Genomic DNA, 17,749 nt, shown 5'->3' with positions numbered 1-17,749 from the left:
CGAAAATAAAAAGAGCCTTGTAGACAAAATACCTACAAGGCTCTTCAGTAGAGTGTAGGTACAACGGGAATAACCCTTGTACCTACACGTTTTCACGCTAGGTTCAAGGGTTTCATGTATGATGATGTAGTTGTGTAAGCATTGTAATAGATTGCACGATATTCATAATACTTACTCCCTTTCTCCTCTGATTTTCACATAGTATATAACAGTTAATTTTGAATGTAAATACATTTTTAATATTCCGTCATTTTTTTAATGTAAAGCCACTTTTCTTTCATACTCTTTTATTTCTTGTTCATATTGCATTGTAATACTAATTTCATCTAAACCATTTAATAACTTCTCTTTCCACATTTTCTCGATTGTAAAATGGAATCTATGCGTATTCGTTGTCATTATTTCATTTTCTAAATCAACTGTGATTTGTTCTCTCGCATCTGTTTTAGCAAGTTGTTCACGCATATCTTTATCCATTACAATCGGTAACATGCCATTTTTCATACAATTCATATAAAAGATATCGGCAAATCCTCCAGCGATAATAACGCGGAAACCATAATCAGCAAGTGCCCATGGAGCATGTTCTCTTGACGAGCCACATCCAAAATTATCGCCTGTGATTAATATACTGGCTCCTTTTCTTTCTTGTGCATTAAGCGGGAAATTAGGGTTTTCTTGGCGATTATTATCATATCGCCACTCATCAAATAAAAACTTCCCAAACCCAGTTCTTTCAATTCTCTTTAAATATTGCTTCGGAATAATTTGATCTGTATCAATGTTATCATTCATCAGTACTGCGGCAGTACCTTTATGAATACGAAATGGCTCCATCATAACTCTCCTTTCTAATATCAACAAAATGACCATATAACGCAGCCGCTGCCGCCATTGCCGGGCTAACTAAATGCGTTCGTGCTCCCTTTCCTTGTCTTCCTTCAAAATTGCGATTTGACGTAGAGGCACAATGTTCCCCTTCAGGCACTTGATCTGGATTCATACCTAGACACATTGAGCATCCGGGCTCTCTCCATTCAAATCCAGCTTCTTCAAATATGCGATGTAATCCTTTATGCATCGCTGCTTCTCTTACCCTTTGAGATCCAGGTACAACAAGTGCTCGCACACCTTCTTTTACTTTTTTACCTTTCACGACAGATGCAGCAATTTCTAAGTCAGAAAGCCTGGAATTTGTACAAGATCCAATGAAAACATGTTGAACTGGAATGTCATACGTACTTTGTCCGGGACTCAATCCCATATAAGAAAACGCTCTTTCTTCATTTGCATCATGCTTTTCTGGCAATTTCTCATCGATCCGAACACCCATACTAGGATTTGTTCCCCACGTAACGTACGGTGCTAAATCCGTAACATCTACTAGAATATGTAAATCATAAACTGCATCTAAATCTGTATAAAGTTCTGACCATTTTTTCTTAATAGATTCATAGTCTTTCGGTGCATATTTACGCCCTTTTACGTAAGCAACCGTTTTTTCATCTGGTGCAATAATGCCAGCCTTTGCTCCCCCTTCAATTGCCATATTGCAAAGCGTCATCCTCTCTTCCATATCCATAGCATGAATGGCCTCTCCGTAAAATTCCATTACGTAACCTGTTCCAACTGCTACTCCGTACTTTGAAAGAAGGTGTAAAATAATATCTTTCGCATAAACACCTTGCGGTAACTTTCCTTTTAACTCAATGCCCATCGCTTTCGGCTTTCGTTGCCATAACGTTTGCGTCGCCAATACATGTTCCACTTCACTCGTACCAATACCAAACGCTAGTGCGCCAAAAGCACCGTGTGTTGCTGTATGACTATCACCACAAACAATCGTTTTTCCTGGCTGTGTGAGTCCAAGTTCTGGTCCTATTACATGAACGATCCCTTGCTCTTCATCTCCGATATCCGCTAATGGCACCTGAAATTGTTTACAGTTTTCCCGAAGTGTATCTAGTTGCTGCTTCGCAATGCGGTCGGTAATATTCCAAACATCTTTCGTTGGAATATTATGATCCATCGTTGCAAATGTTAAATCTGGTCTGCGGACTGTTCGATTTGTAAGCCGCAAGCCTTCAAAGGCTTGCGGTGACGTTACTTCATGAACAAGATGTAGATCGATATATAATAAATCCAATCCATTTTCATTAGTCGCAACTACATGTCTTTCCCAAAGCTTATCTAGTAACCTTTTCCCCATTATCTTCCTCTCCCTACTAACGCTTGCTCTTCCATTTCTTGAATAACTGCCTTTGTAAATGAAGTTGTCGTTTCAGTCCCCCCGATATCTGCTGTACATTTTCCTGATTTAAGGACTGCAGAAACTGCTTCTTCAATTGCATAGGCTTCTCTCGTTAATCCAAACGATTGCCCAAGCATCATTGCAACAGAACGCATCATCGCAATTGGATTCGCCTTATTTTTCCCCGCAATATCCGGTGCTGATCCGTGAATAGGCTCGTATAATGAAGGCCCCTTTTCAGCGTGACTTGCTGATGGAAGCATTCCTAATGATCCAGCTAATACTGAAGCCTCATCACTTAAAATATCACCAAATAAATTTTCCGTTACAATAACGTCAAATCTTCCTGGATTCCGAATTAATTCCATAGCTGCTGCATCTACTAAAATGTGTTCTACTTCCACATTTGGGTAGCGAAGTGCTACTTCTTCTGTCACAGTTCTCCATAATTTACTAGACTCTAAAACATTCGCTTTATCAATAGATGTTACTTTTTTCTTCCGCTTATTCGCTAATTGAAAAGCATACGAAACGATACGTTCAATTTCATGGCGATGATACGTAAGTGTATCTGTCGCCACTTCTTCCGTTCGCTCTTTCGGATAAGAAAAATAAATTCCGCCTGTTAATTCACGAACGACAACGAAATCAATTTCATCAGCGTTTTTTAATGGTGATAAATGTGCAGTTGCACTTTCTACCGTTACAGGGCGAACATTCGCAAATACACCGAGTCCTTTTCTTAATGCTAATAATCCTTTCTCAGGCCTTTCTTTCTCACTATCCCACCTTGATCCACCTACTGCTCCAAGTAAAACCGCATCACTCGCTAAACAGGCGGCAAGTGTTCGCTGTGGTAATGGTTGCCCAGTTAAATCGATAGCAACACCACCAAAGTACTCATCTTGCAAATGAAAATGATGTCCATATAGCCTTTCTACCATATGCAATACTTCCTTCGCACTTTCCATTACTTCTGGACCAACACCATCACCAGCTAAACAAACGATACGTTTTTCCATTTTTAACACTCCTTTTAACTGAATTTTCAGAACTTTAATTTGATAGGTGAGGAAAGCTTCTCTCACCTATCAAATATTTATTTCACAAGCGCTATAAGAGATTTTAATTTCCCTGCTGCATGGACATAAGCTCTCGCCGACGCTTCCAATACGTCTTGCGCAACTCCGAAACCAGATATTTGGTGACTACCTTCTTTTAATTCAACATGAACGTGAGCAAGTGCATCTTGACCTTGTGTAATAGATTGTATGCGATAATCTGCCAATTCACATTCTAATCCTAAAATTCTTTGAATCGCATTGTATATCGCTTCAATACTACCAGAACCAGTGGCTGCATCTTCATATACATTTCCTTCCTCATCCTTCAGCACAACTGTTGCGCATTGTGTACTATTTGATACGAAATGCACTTGTAATTGCGTAATGTTATATTGCTGAGCTGCAAATGCTGCTTCACCAAGCATAAGTGCGCGTAAATCTTCTTCAGTAATTTCCTTTTTACGATCAGCCAATTTTTTAAATGCTTCGAATGCCGCATCTCGCTCTTCATTTGTAAATTCATAACCAAGCTCTTTCATTTTTTCCGTAAACGCATGACGGCCAGAATGTTTCCCAAGTACAAAGAGATTTTGAGATTCTCCTATAAGCGCTGGTTCGATAATTTCATAAGTTGTTACTTCTTTTAAAACCCCGTCTTGGTGAATGCCCGATTCATGAGCAAATGCATTCGCTCCAACGATTGCTTTATTTTTCGGTACAACCATACCCGTTAACCTGCTTACTAATATACTCGTCGCCTTAATTTCTTTTAAAGTCATTGAAGGCTCTGCTTTATAAAAATCTTTTCTAATATGAAGAGCTACCGCAACTTCTTCTAACGCTGCATTCCCTGCTCTTTCTCCAATGCCATTAATCGTTCCTTCTACTTGCAATGCTCCTCCTTCAACCGCAGCTAACGAATTTGCTACTGCCATACCAAGATCGTCGTGACAATGACAAGAAAAAATCGCTTTTTCATATGATGGAACGGATTCTTGTAAGTATTTAAAAAGAGAATAATATTCTTCCGGATTCGTATATCCAACTGTATCCGGAATATTAATTACATTCGCTCCTGCGCGAATCGCAGTTTCTACTGCTTCAGCTAAAAATGCTCTCGATGTTCTTGTCGCATCTTCTGCAGAAAATTGTACTGTCGGAAATAATGATTTTCCAAGCGTAACCGAGCGATGAATACTATTTAACACATCTTCTTTAGACATACAAAGTTTATATTTCATATGAATATCACTCGTAGCTAAAAATACGTGTAGACGGGGAGATACAGCTTCTTTCACCGCTTCATATGCTCTTCGAATATCACTTTCTTTCGCTCTAGCTAAACTCATAACTGTAGCATTTTGAATCGTATTCGCAATGCGTTTTACCGATTGAAAGTCACCTTCGGAAGCTGCCGCGAATCCAGCTTCCATTACATGAATACCAAGCCTCTCTAATTGCCTAGCAATTTGTAATTTCTCTTGTTCATTTAAATTTACTCCTGGTGATTGTTCGCCATCACGAAGCGTTGTATCCATGAACAAAACCTGCTTCATATTATTTAACCCCTACCTTTACTCGCGGCTGTACGAAAGGCATCATTTCACGTAATTTACGTCCAACTACTTCGATTTCATGTTTATTCTCTTTCTCATTTGTCGCATGGAAATTTGGTCTTCCTGCTTGATGCTCTGCAATCCAGCCTCTTGCAAATGTACCATCTTGAATTTCTGCTAATACTGCCCCCATCGCTTTCTTCGTATCTTCAGTAACAACGCGTGGTCCTGATACGAAGTCTCCCCACTGCGCTGTATCTGAAACTGAATATCTCATATTTTCAAGTCCACCTTCGTACATAAGGTCAACGATTAGCTTCAGTTCATGTAAACATTCAAAATATGCAAGTTCAGGCTGATATCCTGCATCAACTAACGTTTCAAACCCAGCTTTTACAAGTGCAGTCACTCCGCCGCAGAGTACAGCTTGCTCTCCAAATAAATCTGTTTCTGTTTCTTCTTTAAACGTCGTTTCTAGTACACCAGCTCTCGTTGCTCCAATTCCGTCAGCATAAGAAAGTGCTTTTTCAGTCGCAACTCCTGTTGCATCTTGATATACTGCAAATAATGCAGGAACAGCCCCGCCCTCGGCGAACGTACGGCGTACGAGATGCCCCGGTCCTTTTGGCGCTACTAGAAATACATCTACATTAGCTGGTGGTTTTACTTGATCAAAGTGAACATTAAATCCATGTGCGAACACGAGGGAGTTTCCAGCCTGTAAATTTGGTGCAATTTCAGCTTCATATACTTCTGGTTGTAATTCATCAGGCAGTAGAATCATTACTACATCAGCTTTTTCCGCTGCTTCTGCTACTGTATATACAGAAAATCCATCTTCATTCGCTTTATTCCAAGACTTACCTTTTCTTAAACCTACTACTACATCAAATCCGTTATCACGTAAATTTTGCGCATGTGCATGACCTTGCGAGCCATATCCGATGATTGCTACTTTCTTTTCCTTTAATACATTTACTGTTACATCTTTCTCATAATAAACTTTTGCCATTTTCATTTCCCCCTATATTTAAATGATTATTGAATTAACATAACTTGCTTATCTTGTTTTTTCATACTACGTGTAAATGCTGTTACACCTGTTCTAGCAATTTCTTTCAAACCGTATGGACGAAGTAATTCAATTAACGCTTCTACTTTGTCTTGCGTACCTGTTACTTGCACAACTATGGAATCCTTCCCAACATCTATTACAGCGGCTCGAAACGGTTCAATTAAACTATATAATTCTGCCCTCGCTACAGAAGTTGCTACTTTAATAAGAGCAAGCTCTCTAGCAATCATCGCTTCTTCTGTAATATCTGATACTTTCAGTACGTCAATTTGCTTATGCAGTTGTTTAATTAACTGCTCCACTTGCTGTTCACTTTCAACGTGTACAACAATCGTCATTCGCGATATATCTGATGATTCTGTATGACCTACTGAAATACTTTCAATATTAAAATGTCTTCGTGTCATAACCCCTGTAATTCGGTTTAAAACACCACTTTGATTTCGAACTGTCGCTGTAACAATTCTCTTCACCCTTTTTCCACTCCCTCCATTTGGTGAACACCTTTTCCTGGCGCAACCATCGGCATAACCTTCTCTGATTGAAGTACACGACAATCAATTACGACTGGCTCTTGTAATTCAATAGCATGCTGGATTTGCTTCTTTGCAAGAAGTGGATCGTCAATACGAACACCTTTTATGCCATATGCATTCGCAAGAGCGACGAAATCTGGTTGGCATGGTAATAAAGAATGTGAATATCTTTGATTGTAAAATTCATCTTGCCATTGTCTTACCATTCCTAAAGCTTCATTATTTAAAATAAATACTTTAACGGGTAAAGCGTGTTCTTTTAATACACTTAATTCTTGTAGAGTCATTTGAAACCCAGCATCACCAACAATTGCAATAACCAATTCTTCAGGCTTTGCAATTTGCGCACCGATTGCTGCTGGAAATCCAAACCCCATCGTCCCTAATCCACCAGAAGTTACCCATTTATCTGGATTTTTCAGCGGATAATATTGGGCTGCCCACATTTGGTGTTGCCCAACGTCTGTTGTTACAATCGCTTCTCCCTTCGTAATTTCATATAACATATCAATTGCGTATTGGGGCTTAATACTTTCAGAATTTCTTTTATAAGAGAATGGATATTGTTCTTTTCTCCCCTTTAATAAAGTGATCCATTCATGATGATTTTCTTTTCCCCCTTCTGGTTCAAGTAATACTTCCAATGCCCGCTTAGCACTTGCAACAATAGGAATTTCAGTTGGCACATTTTTCCCGATTTCTGCTGGATCGATATCGATATGCGCAACAGTAGCCCCTTTAGCAAAATAAGCTAAATTCCCTGTAAGCCGATCATCAAATCTCGCGCCTATATTAATGAGTAAGTCACATTCATATAACGCCATATTGGCTGTATAAGAACCATGCATTCCTCCCATCCCTAGAAATAGTTCATCATCTGGTGGAAAACCACCAAGACCAAGTAATGTATGCACAACAGGGATTTCATATTTACGAGCAAAATTTGTCAATTCTTTCGAAGCTTTCGCATGCAATATACCCGCTCCAGCTAAAATTAACGGTTTTTTTGCGGTTTCAATTACTTTGAGTAATTTGTTTATTTGAAGTAGATTCGGTTCATAATTAGGGTTATATCCCGGTAAATCCATTTGTACATTGCTACATTGCTCACCTTTCTCGACTACCATATCTTTCGGAAGGTCAATAACGACTGGTCCTGGTCTTCCAGTTTTAGCAATATGAAATGCTTCTTTAATAATTCGAGGTAAATCTGAGGCCTTTCGCACTTGATAGTTATGTTTTGTCACTGGCATCGTAAGTCCCATAATATCTGCCTCTTGAAAAGCATCGCTCCCAATTAACGTTGTTGCTACTTGGCCTGTAAATACTACAAGTGGCAATGAATCAATCATCGCATCAGCTAGACCCGTAATTACATTTGTAGCACCTGGCCCACTCGTTGCAATTACAACCCCTGGATGCCCTGTAATTCTGGCATACCCTTCAGCAGCGTGAATTGCCCCTTGCTCATGCCTTGTTAAAATATGCGGAATTTCACAATCATACAATGCATCATAGAGAGGTAAAACGGCACCACCCGGATAACCGAAAATCACTTCTACGCCTTCCTTTTCTAGCGCTTCTAACAATAGCTGTGCACCAGTTGCCAGTTTCTCTTCCGTTTTTGAAGACATTGTTCTTATAAGCCCCCTTTTTCAAACTTTTATACAATAAAAAAATCCTACGTCCACACTCCAGCTATGTGCTGAAGGGACGAAAGATTTCGCGGTACCACCCTTCTTCGCAAGAATACTCTTGCCTCAGTGATCCATAAATGGATCTAGCTAATAACGGAGCTACCGTCTAAGCCTAGACAAATGCTTTAGCTTAGCACTCAAGGGCGATGTTCGTCGACGTGAACCATCGGTTTTCAGCAACCACCGACTCTCTGTGAGGCTTCACAATCAACTACTCCTCCCTATCAACGCTTTCTTATGTTAAAAAAGTTGTTATCCAACTTTATTTTCTTCGTAAATTTTCTCTCCATCTTCTACAACTAACTTACGAAACTCTTCTAATAAACGGTTCGTATGTGGACCTGTTTGCCCTAAGCCAATCGTTCTACCATCTACTGTCGTAACAGCAATCACTTCAGCAGCTGTTCCTGTTAAAAACACTTCATCAGCTACATATACATCATGTCTTGTAAATAACTCTTCTCTTACGTCATACCCAAGTTTTTCGCCGATTTCTAAAATGGCGTTTCGTGTAATACCTTCTAACGCTCCAGCAGAACTTGGTGGTGTAATTAATTTATTTCCTTTAACAATAAACACGTTATCTCCTGATCCTTCAGCTACATATCCTTGATCATTTAACATAAGTGCTTCTTGTACTCCAGCTAATTTCGCTTCAATACGAACTAAAATATTGTTTAAGTAATTTAAAGATTTTACTTGAGGGGATAAAACATCGGGACGATTTCGGCGCGTTGCAACTGTTACAACTGGAATCCCTTTCTCATAATATTCTTGTGGGAATAAAGATAATTGTTCTGCAATTACTACTACATTCGGCTTCTTACATGAATCGGGATCCAATCCAAGATTTCCTGCTCCTCTTGATACAACAAGGCGAATGTATCCATTAGATAATTTATTTTGTCGAATCGTCTCAACAACAATATTTGTTACTTCATCTAATGAATATGGAATTTCTAAAAGGATTGATTTTGCTGATTCATACAGCCGGACAAGATGCTCTCTCAAACGGAAAACATTACCGCTATAAACTCTAATTCCTTCAAACACTCCATCGCCATATAAATAGCCATGATCATATACTGAAACTTTTGCCTCATCTTTTGGAACAAATTCTCCATTTAAGAAAATCCATTGCTCATTCACTAGAAGCGCCTCCTATGTTCTATGAATTTTTTATTGTTTCCTAGTTTACTCTCCTTTCTAAATAAATCAAGTGAATTTTTAGAAAATTTATAATTTTTAATCATACGTACTTCTTTGCTTATACTGATTTAACAACATTGTTAACGTTTACAAAAAGTCAAAAATTTTTTTTCGCCAATTTCCACTAAAAAAATATTTGTTTAAAAGAAGGATTTTCATCAGTTAATACGAATCTATTGTATTCAATAAACGGACGTCCGATTTTATAAATCCGGGGATATATAACGACTTTTGCTGAAAAAGGGGGAAAATAACAAAAATAGCGCTGTCTAAAAATAACATTCATATTTTTCATTTCGTAATCATAATCCTATTTTTAAAAAACAATTTGTCAAAATAAAGGAGGAAATAAATATGGCGTGTGTACAAATTAAAGGAACGAGACAAGAGGTAGTAGAAATGCTGCAATTATTTGATCTAATGGATACGAAAGGTTTTTGTAAATTCGATAATTACGTAGAGGTAGAACCAAATACGAAAGAACATAATCATTTTATTGCTTCAATCGACATCCATTCAAATACTTCTTCAGCACAAGATACATTAAACGATCAATTCGTTAGTCAAATGCTTACTGGCGTATATAACGACTAAACAAAGATTTACTTCCTACCGTCTTTTCATAAATATATGCAGTGAACTTGAGCATACTAGCAACTAGATGGTAGGAGGTGATAATTATGGCTAGAATTGGCGTTGAAAACTCATTAACAGACGTTCAACAAGCTCTTCAACAACAAGGTCATGAAGTTGTTACACTTAACTCAGAACAGGATGCACAAGGGTGTGATTGTTGCGTTGTAACTGGGCAAGATTCTAATGTGATGGGCATTGCAGATACATCAATTAAAGGATCAGTCATTACAGCTCACGGTTTAACAACGGATGAAATTTGTCAACAAGTTGAAAGTCGCACTTAAAAAATGAAAGAGGACCCCTTTTAAAAGGAGTCCTCTTTTTTATATTCACCTAACGGGAAAGTAACATATACTGGATGAAAGCCCTACCTCTCTCTCATCATTACGGTTCCACTGACCGCTCCTTGATTCACTAGTATACATATATAGCTTACAAATACAATTTATAGGGTTTGTTCACAAAAGTTGTTGATAAAATTACCCGATCTTTCGCAAACTTTTCGTATTGCATTCATAAGAGATATTTACTTTACACTAGCTGTAACCGAGACACGAATTAAAATTATAACACCAATACAATAACTTGTCAACTTTTTTCCGTAAATTAAAAACAGACATTAACGGTTTGTCTGTTTTAGAATGGAGCTTTTTCTTTTATTACATATACAACAAAGCCGCTAACTAACATAAATAAGCCAACTACTAAGTTTTTGATATTAATCATAAATTCCTCTCCCTTATTCCACACATCATATATATTTACATTTCAATTATTCCGATCATCCTAAAGCGCACTTTTTCTAATATATCATAATTCCTAAAAAATGCAAGTTCACTTTTGACGACCATTCACAAATTTATCTACAGTGCTTGGTACAGTATTTAAAGCCTTTTCAATTAAATGTGTACTGCTGTTGAGATGTAATACTTGCACCCCATTAGAACCAACTACTAAAAAAGCTACTGGACTAATGGAAACCCCAGCCCCGCTTCCTCCTCCAAATGGATGCCCTTGTTTGTTCTCTTTATGCTGATTTTGCCCACCGTTATGTTTTTCAGTGATGAAATCCCCTTTAAAATCACTTCCACCAGCTCCAAAACCAAAAGCCACTTGAGATACTGTTAATACTACATTTCCGTCAGCTGTTGAAACCGGGCTCCCAACAATTGTATTTACATCTACCATCTCTTTTAAATTTGTCATTGCCGTTTTCATTAAATTTTCAATTGGATGTTCCATTATGTATTGCACCCTTTCCTCATTATTCCTTTTTATATTTTCCAAAATAGAGGAAGTCATACTAACTTTTCCTATTTCAAAAAAACATTTTCCTTCTTTTAAAAGATACTACTCCCTGTACATGCTCCGGTATAGTGAAACTTTAATCAGTGGGATGTGTACGTAGCTCGACTCCCACAAATAGCGGGATAAAAAAGAAAAAGAGATACATACTACTATTGAACCTTGTTATGAAAGGAGTCATGACTTTGACTGAGAAATTTGATGATTATAAAAGAAGAGATAGAATAGATAGTGATTATAGTGACTATAAAGAAGAGTACGCCGCTGAGGTTGCACCACAACGCATTGATTATGATTACGATGATAAAGACGATAAAGATGTTGTAAAATCGTCCGCTGCTGGATCAACTGCTGGTTTTATCGCTCTTGCGCTATCTATCTTATCGCTATTTACATTTCCAACACTATTTGGTCTTGTTTCTGTTTTACTCGGTATTTACGCTTATAATCGCGGAGCTACTGTAACTGGCGGTATCGCTGCAGTTGTCGGTGGAATTGCTGCACTTATCGCAATTTTATTCCGAGTAGCACTTATTGGTCTATTGTTCTCCCTGTTCTAAAAAAGAAAAAGGTATCTCGCTTAACGCGGGATACCTTATCCTGTAAACACATCTTCCGATGGATATTTTATTTTTTGTTTTGCTGGTCGCGCTAAAGAGAACACAAGTGTTAATGGTCCAATTAATCCGCAGAACATAACAAACATAATAATACATTTTCCGAATGCCGATAGCTTTGCAGTAATTCCCATCGTTAATCCGACTGTGCCAAACGCTGATATTGTCTCAAATAATAATTGAATAAAGCTGAAGTTTTCTGTAAGCATTAATATGAATACCGCTGCTAAAATAAGTATTTGACTGGCAACAGCAATCGCTAAGGCCCTCGTTACTGTCGACATTTTAATTGTACGCTGAAATAAAACAATTTCCTCCTTTTTTCTAAAGAAAGAAAGGACAGATGTAATTAAGATAACAAACGTCGTTAATTTAATTCCTCCACCTGTCGATACACTTCCTGCACCAATAAACATTAAAATCATCGTAAATAATATAGATGATTCTTCCATACCTCCATAGTCAACCGTATTAAATCCAGCTGTCCGCGGAGTAATACCTTGAAAGAAGGAAGCCCATAGTTTTTCATTTAAAGATAAATTCCCTAACGTCTTCACATTATTATATTCCAATACAAAAATCACAATCATTGCTATAACATTTAGTACTACTGTTCCAATAATCATTATTTTTGAGTGAAGTGATAATTTTCGAAAACTGCGACTATACCATATATCAATTAATACGGTAAAACCGAGTCCACCAATTACAATTAAAGAGCAAATCCCAATATTAATAATGGGATCCCCTACATATCTTGTTAAATTATCTGGCCATAAAGCAAATCCTGCATTATTATAAGATGCAATTACATGGAAAATACTATAGTATAAACCTTTTCCAAAACCAAACTCTGGAATAAAGCGAAACGATAAAAAGATGACCCCAATAAGTTCAATACAAATCGAAAATATAAAGACACGCTTTACTAATTTTACAAGACCACCTATATTTGTTTGATTAAATGCTTCTCCAATTAATAAACGATGGCGTAATCCGATTTTTTTACCTAGTACCCAAACAATTAAAATGGCAATTGTCATAAGACCTAGACCACCTGTTTGAATTAAAAACATAATAACAATTTCGCCAAACATCGTAAATGTACTTGCTGTATCCACTACTCCCAAACCAGTTACGGTCGCTGCTGACGTTGCTGTAAAGAAAGCATCTACCCAACTAATATGTGCTTTCGTTGCGAATGGTAATTTTAATAACAAACCACCAACCACAATTAAGCAGAAAAAGCCTAATGCTAATATTTGTGGTGGGTTTAATCGTATAAGACGATTATACAGCCCTTGTTTTTTTGTTACGTCCATATCACTAACTCCCTTATTAAAGTGAAGCTTCCCCTCATAAATAAAAAGCTTTTTAAAAGCCCTTAAATAATTGGGACAAACCTTATATTCTCATAATATAGTTGAGCATAATCTTTTTTTTCTATAGATTACAACTTTTATTTATATTCAGATTCCTTTTCGTTTTATGCTGGAAAACTCTATATCCTAATTCTATATTGCTAGCAATAACAATTTCATATGTACTATCTTTCAAATCCCCATATCTTTCACTCTATGTTCACATAGAGGTCACATCCACCTTTTATAGTATATGTATCGAAGTTGTTCCTCCCTAATTTATAAGACATTCCCCAGTGTCTTTGAACAGCTTCCATCCCTAATTAAATTGACATAAATTGTCCCCTTCCATTGACCATCTTATAAATGATGGTCTTATTTTTTGTTTGCTTATCTTTTATTCCGCTATTTGTGGGCAATAAACGCCCGATTGGTTAAGGCTAATAATCAACAGGGATGAACAAAAAACACTCATTAAATTTTCATTTTATTTAAAACTCCCTCTCTCTTTCACTCTATATTCACACAGAGGTCACATCTATCTTTTATAGTATATGTATCGAAGTTGTTCCTCCCTAATTTATAAGACATTCCCCAGTGTCTTAAAGTAGCTTCCATCCCTAATTAAATTGACATAAATTGTCCCCTTCCTTGACCATCTTATAAATGATGGTCTTATTTTTTTGTCTTTCTATCTTTTATTTAAAACTCCCTCTCTCTTTCACTCTATGTTCACACAGAGGTCACATCTACCTTTTATAGTATATGTATCGAAGTTGTTCCTCCCTAATTTATAAGACATTCCCCAGTGTCTTTGAACAGCTTCCATCCCTAATTAAATTGACATAAATTGTCCCCTTCCTTGACCATCTTATGTGATGGTCTTATTTTTTTGTCTTTCTATCTTTTATTTAAAACTCCCTCTCTCTTTCACCCTATGTTCACATGAGAGTCACACCTACCTTTTATAGTATATGTATTGAAGTTGTTCCTCCCTAATTTATAAGACATTCCCCAGTGTCTTAAAGCAACTTCCATCCCTAATTAAATTGACATAAATTGTCCCCTTCCCTAGACCATCCTATGTGATGGTCTATTTTATTTTCCAAACACAAAATCAGTCTATCTACACTTAAAAACCAAAAAATTCAGAAAATATTGTTAAATTAGGGATTTTTTCGGTATAATTACTTTAGAAAGAAATTTCACAAAAACAAAAGGGGGGATTTTATTGAAACAAACAAAAGCAATCTTAATCGCATTATTTCTAGGTCTAGTTGTTGGACTCACTCTAAATTTAGCTGCTCCATCTATCTTTGAGCCACTAAATCAATATGTGTTCAACCCAATTGGTCAATTATTTATTCGACTTATTAAAATGCTAGTTGTTCCTGTTGTGTTCATTTCTATCGTACTTGGTGCTGCCGGCCTTGGAGATCCGAAACAACTTGGAAGAATCGGTTTAAAATCAATTTCATTCTTTCTCGTAACAACTGCGGTTGCCATCTCTATAGCGGTTACATTTGCACTTATTATAAAACCAGGAGCTGGCGGTAATTTTAAAACAGAAGGTCTTAAGTATGAAGGTGCAAAAACTGAAACATCTTTCGTTGACACATTGCTAAATATCGTACCAGATAACCCAGCAAAAGCGATGGCTGACGGAAACATGTTACAAATCATTGCCTTTGCCGTATTGATTGGACTCGGTATAGCTATTTTAGGAAAACGAGTTCAAGGTATCCATTCATTACTTGAACAGGGCAACGAATTAATGATGTATCTTGTTAATCTCGTTATGAAATTAGCCCCAATTGGAACATTCGGTTTGCTCGCTTCATCCGTTGGTAAAATGGGGCTTGCAGGCGTCGCTGCGATGTTCAAGTATATGATTGTCGTTATGTTAGTACTCATTATTCACGGGGTCTTTGTATATGGTGGCTTATTAAAGGTATTAGCAAAAGAAAATATTGTTCGTTTCTTTAAACATTTCGGACCAGTAATGGCAATTGGATTTAGTACATCTAGCTCTAATGCATCGCTTCCATTTGCAATGAAAACAGCACAAGATAAGCTTGGCGTTCCAAAAGCGATAAGCTCATTTGTACAACCACTAGGGGCAACTATTAATATGGATGGTACTGCCATTATGCAAGGAGTAGCCACTGTATTTATCGCTCAAGTATACGGAGTTGAACTTACATTACCGCAATTAGCTATGGTCGTATTAACTGCTGTACTAGCTAGTATCGGTACTGCTGGTGTACCTGGTGTTGGACTTGTAATGCTTACAATGGTTTTAAATCAAGTAAATCTGCCAGTAGAAGGTATCGCTTTAATTATCGGTATTGACCGTATTCTAGATATGTCTAGAACAGCTGTAAACATTTCTGGGGATGCAATTTGCGCAATGATTGTCGCAAAATCAGAAGAAAAATATAATACGGATCAATCGGCAGCATCGTAAATCAAAAAAGGAGTGAATTAATTCACTCCTTTTTTGATTTACTCCCTTTTTTAGAACGATATTCTTTCCCTTTATTATCATTACCAGTTTCAAATTCAGTGCTAAATTCCTGATTAAACTGGCCGGACTTTGGTGATCCTTGATTACCGCTCCCTTTACTACCGTTACGATTCGTCATATTTCTCCCTCCTTCCTTGTATTAGTAGTATGGCGCTCTATCTTTTTTCATACACATTTTATTTATTAACATCTATTACACACGAAAGAAGATCTCCCATATATAAGGAAGACCTTCTATTTTATCACGTAAGCGTTTTCTTGTTTATAATCACTTAAATAAGTTTTTTGGAAATTGAAATCATTACATTCATTTCATCTTCTGAAAGTGCAGAGAATCTTTCTTGTAAATATTGTTTTTTCGCATCTTCCATTTTCGCAACTAAATCTTTCCCTTGTTCTGTAATCTCTAAATACACAACTCGGCGATCTGATGTAGAACGTGAACGAGTTACAAAACCTTTATTAATTAATTTTTCTGTAACAGCTGTAATATGACTATTCGACACATTTAATTCATTTGCTACACGCGATACCATTTCTTTATTCGTACGATTTAATATTCTTAGGACGATGAATTCATTCCACGGTATGTAACCACCGAATATTTTTCCGATATCATTACGCAACGTGCGAAACATAGCAAACACATTTGTCGATAGTTCTTCCATTAATTGCTCTCGATTTTGAGACAACATTGACAGCTCCTTTTATTTCATTTAGTTAAATAAAAACCTTATTAATAATTTTACATGAAATCTTACTTTTTGTCATCTTATTTTCCCATAATTCGTAGTTTTTTAATATGTATTTCATGATAAAATGAAGTCAACTTCCAGAAAAAGGGGTATTTTAATGCATGAGGAGGATAGGTTCTCAAATCTCAGCCTAAAAGATAAAACAATTATCATTAGTATTATTGCTCTTTTTCTCATTATAGTTTTTACATTTATATTTTTTGTATATGTAGGAATCTTTCAAATTACAGGTATAGCGTATAGTTCACGTACTGCTTTACTTCTCTTTTTTTATTAATCACTTTCTTAGATGGTATTACATTATTTATTTTCAGTTTCTTCAAAGCACTGCTATATCCATTGACTCAAAACATGCCAAATTGGATTTCTCTCACTCTTTTCTCATTCATTGAAATTACACTAGATTGGTTCGTCATTCATATTGCTGATGATTGGATAGAAAGCGTACAAATGTCCAACTTAACTGAATTATGTGTCGTACTATTCTTTTTTCTATTAAATAAATTATTAAGTGACAAGAAAGAGTAAGAATACAAGCTTTTCTATATAAAAATTGGTACAATGAAAGCAAATCGTACTAAAGAGGTGTTAATTATGAACTTACAACAATGGGCTGATAAAGGTATGTCCTTTGATACATATGTGAATGAAATGCAAGTAAACCAATACGAGCTACTACACATTTACAATAATTTTTTAATTCCAAATGAATTACTTCCTGTATTAGAAGAACGTCAAAATGATGGCTGGCGTGTTATCGTATTAACTGCTGATTGGTGTGGCGATGCTCTTTTATGCGTACCTGTTATGAAACGAATTTCTGAAGTTGCAAATATTGATATGCGTTTATTAATTCGTGATGAAAACTTAGAATTAATGGATCAATATTTAACAAATGGAACAGCACGTGCGATTCCAATCTTTATTTTCATTGATAAAGATGGAAATGAACAAGCCGTCTTTGGACCACGCGCTCCAAAAGTACAAGAATTAGTAACTTCAATGCGCGCTACATTACCTGAAAAAGAAGATCCAACATTCGAAGAAAAACAAAAAGAAATGTATGCTAATTTCCGTGCTACATTAGCTGATGATACTTCTCTTTGGGAACATGTAATGGAAAACATGATAGAAAAATTAGTAAAATAAAAACCTGCCGA

General features: G+C 36.6%; 18 protein-coding genes, 1 pseudogene and 1 other annotated feature. Of the genes and pseudogenes, 6 read left to right on the top strand and 13 right to left on the bottom strand.

Annotated elements, in window-relative coordinates:
* Positions 1-255: 255 nt before the first annotated feature.
* From leuD to ilvE, 8 genes are all read right to left on the bottom strand, one after another.
* The gene (leuD, locus tag HMPREF1014_RS18960) at positions 256-837 is read right to left on the bottom strand and encodes a 3-isopropylmalate dehydratase small subunit (protein ID WP_000433189.1); all 582 of its coding nucleotides are present in this window, start codon (positions 835-837) and stop codon (positions 256-258) included.
* Positions 815-2,209 (bottom strand): 3-isopropylmalate dehydratase large subunit, encoded by a 1,395-nt coding sequence (gene leuC / locus HMPREF1014_RS18955; protein WP_000518103.1) that lies wholly within the window; start codon positions 2,207-2,209, stop codon positions 815-817. Before leuC ends, leuD begins: the two co-directional genes overlap by 23 nt.
* Positions 2,209-3,273 carry a 3-isopropylmalate dehydrogenase gene (gene leuB, locus HMPREF1014_RS18950; RefSeq protein ID WP_000415390.1) on the bottom strand — a complete coding sequence of 355 codons (1,065 nt, stop codon included), beginning with the start codon at positions 3,271-3,273 and terminating at the stop codon, positions 2,209-2,211. The genes leuC and leuB overlap by 1 nt, the downstream gene beginning before the upstream one ends.
* Positions 3,274-3,350: 77 nt before the next feature.
* Positions 3,351-4,871: a 2-isopropylmalate synthase gene (gene leuA, locus HMPREF1014_RS18945; RefSeq protein ID WP_000815747.1), complete on the bottom strand. Its 1,521-nt coding sequence runs from the start codon at positions 4,869-4,871 to the stop codon at positions 3,351-3,353.
* Position 4,872: 1 nt separating this feature from the next.
* Complete coding sequence (gene ilvC, locus HMPREF1014_RS18940) at positions 4,873-5,883, bottom strand: ketol-acid reductoisomerase (protein ID WP_001151748.1); 1,011 nt, start codon at positions 5,881-5,883, stop codon at positions 4,873-4,875.
* A gap of 26 nt (positions 5,884-5,909) precedes the next feature.
* Complete coding sequence (gene ilvN, locus HMPREF1014_RS18935; protein WP_000822952.1) at positions 5,910-6,419, bottom strand: acetolactate synthase small subunit; 510 nt, start codon at positions 6,417-6,419, stop codon at positions 5,910-5,912.
* The gene (gene ilvB / locus HMPREF1014_RS18930) at positions 6,416-8,116 is read right to left on the bottom strand and encodes an acetolactate synthase large subunit (RefSeq protein ID WP_000095832.1); all 1,701 of its coding nucleotides are present in this window, start codon (positions 8,114-8,116) and stop codon (positions 6,416-6,418) included. The genes ilvN and ilvB overlap by 4 nt, the downstream gene beginning before the upstream one ends.
* 72 nt (positions 8,117-8,188) lie before the next feature.
* Positions 8,189-8,416: a binding site (T-box leader), on the bottom strand.
* Between the two features lie 15 nt (positions 8,417-8,431).
* Positions 8,432-9,328 (bottom strand): branched-chain-amino-acid transaminase, encoded by an 897-nt coding sequence (ilvE, locus tag HMPREF1014_RS18925; RefSeq protein ID WP_001005486.1) that lies wholly within the window; start codon positions 9,326-9,328, stop codon positions 8,432-8,434.
* Between the two features lie 414 nt (positions 9,329-9,742).
* On the opposite strand from ilvE, the gene HMPREF1014_RS18915 reads away from it, so the two are divergent.
* Entirely contained in the window at positions 9,743-9,982 is a 240-nt protein-coding gene (locus HMPREF1014_RS18915) for a DUF3911 family protein (protein ID WP_000752512.1), read from the top strand.
* Between the two features lie 86 nt (positions 9,983-10,068).
* Complete coding sequence (locus HMPREF1014_RS18910) at positions 10,069-10,308, top strand: YkuS family protein (protein ID WP_000101022.1); 240 nt, start codon at positions 10,069-10,071, stop codon at positions 10,306-10,308.
* 352 nt (positions 10,309-10,660) lie between these two features.
* On the opposite strand, the gene HMPREF1014_RS18900 is transcribed toward HMPREF1014_RS18910, so the two are convergent.
* A complete protein-coding gene (locus HMPREF1014_RS18900) occupies positions 10,661-10,750 on the bottom strand; it encodes a hypothetical protein (RefSeq protein WP_000608227.1) in 90 nt (29 codons plus the stop codon).
* Between the two features lie 108 nt (positions 10,751-10,858).
* A complete protein-coding gene (ytfJ, locus tag HMPREF1014_RS18895; RefSeq protein WP_000204234.1) occupies positions 10,859-11,326 on the bottom strand; it encodes a GerW family sporulation protein in 468 nt (155 codons plus the stop codon).
* 188 nt (positions 11,327-11,514) lie between these two features.
* Between ytfJ and HMPREF1014_RS18890 the strand changes: the two genes are divergently transcribed.
* Positions 11,515-11,889 (top strand): hypothetical protein, encoded by a 375-nt coding sequence (locus HMPREF1014_RS18890; RefSeq protein WP_000136546.1) that lies wholly within the window; start codon positions 11,515-11,517, stop codon positions 11,887-11,889.
* A 35-nt stretch (positions 11,890-11,924) separates the two neighbouring features.
* Here the strand turns inward: HMPREF1014_RS18890 and HMPREF1014_RS18885 are convergent, their stop codons facing one another.
* On the bottom strand, positions 11,925-13,268 hold the full coding sequence (locus HMPREF1014_RS18885; RefSeq protein ID WP_000383521.1) for a TrkH family potassium uptake protein: 1,344 nt from the start codon (positions 13,266-13,268) through the stop codon (positions 11,925-11,927).
* Positions 13,269-14,538: 1,270 nt separating this feature from the next.
* Between HMPREF1014_RS18885 and HMPREF1014_RS18880 the strand changes: the two genes are divergently transcribed.
* A complete protein-coding gene (locus HMPREF1014_RS18880; RefSeq protein WP_000814808.1) occupies positions 14,539-15,774 on the top strand; it encodes a dicarboxylate/amino acid:cation symporter in 1,236 nt (411 codons plus the stop codon).
* Positions 15,775-15,796: 22 nt separating this feature from the next.
* Here the strand turns inward: HMPREF1014_RS18880 and HMPREF1014_RS18875 are convergent, their stop codons facing one another.
* Both HMPREF1014_RS18875 and HMPREF1014_RS18870 read right to left on the bottom strand, forming a co-directional pair.
* Positions 15,797-15,952, bottom strand: a complete 156-nt coding sequence (locus HMPREF1014_RS18875; RefSeq protein WP_000184928.1) for a hypothetical protein — start codon at positions 15,950-15,952, stop codon at positions 15,797-15,799.
* 154 nt (positions 15,953-16,106) lie between these two features.
* The gene (locus HMPREF1014_RS18870; protein WP_000081432.1) at positions 16,107-16,526 is read right to left on the bottom strand and encodes a MarR family winged helix-turn-helix transcriptional regulator; all 420 of its coding nucleotides are present in this window, start codon (positions 16,524-16,526) and stop codon (positions 16,107-16,109) included.
* A gap of 160 nt (positions 16,527-16,686) precedes the next feature.
* Between HMPREF1014_RS18870 and HMPREF1014_RS18865 the strand changes: the two are divergent.
* Together HMPREF1014_RS18865 and HMPREF1014_RS18860 are read left to right on the top strand one after the other, a co-directional pair.
* A pseudogene (locus HMPREF1014_RS18865) lies at positions 16,687-17,117 on the top strand (regulatory YrvL family protein).
* 33 nt (positions 17,118-17,150) lie between these two features.
* Positions 17,151-17,738: a thioredoxin family protein gene (locus tag HMPREF1014_RS18860; protein WP_114556288.1), complete on the top strand. Its 588-nt coding sequence runs from the start codon at positions 17,151-17,153 to the stop codon at positions 17,736-17,738.
* Positions 17,739-17,749 lie beyond the last annotated feature (11 nt).

The sequence above is a fragment of the Bacillus sp. 7_6_55CFAA_CT2 genome (assembly GCF_000238655.1).
In the GTDB taxonomy this organism is placed as follows: Bacteria; Bacillota; Bacilli; order Bacillales; family Bacillaceae_G; genus Bacillus_A; species Bacillus_A cereus.
The sequence above is the reverse complement of the archived record's forward strand: the minus strand, read 5'-3'. Positions and strand labels throughout refer to the sequence as shown.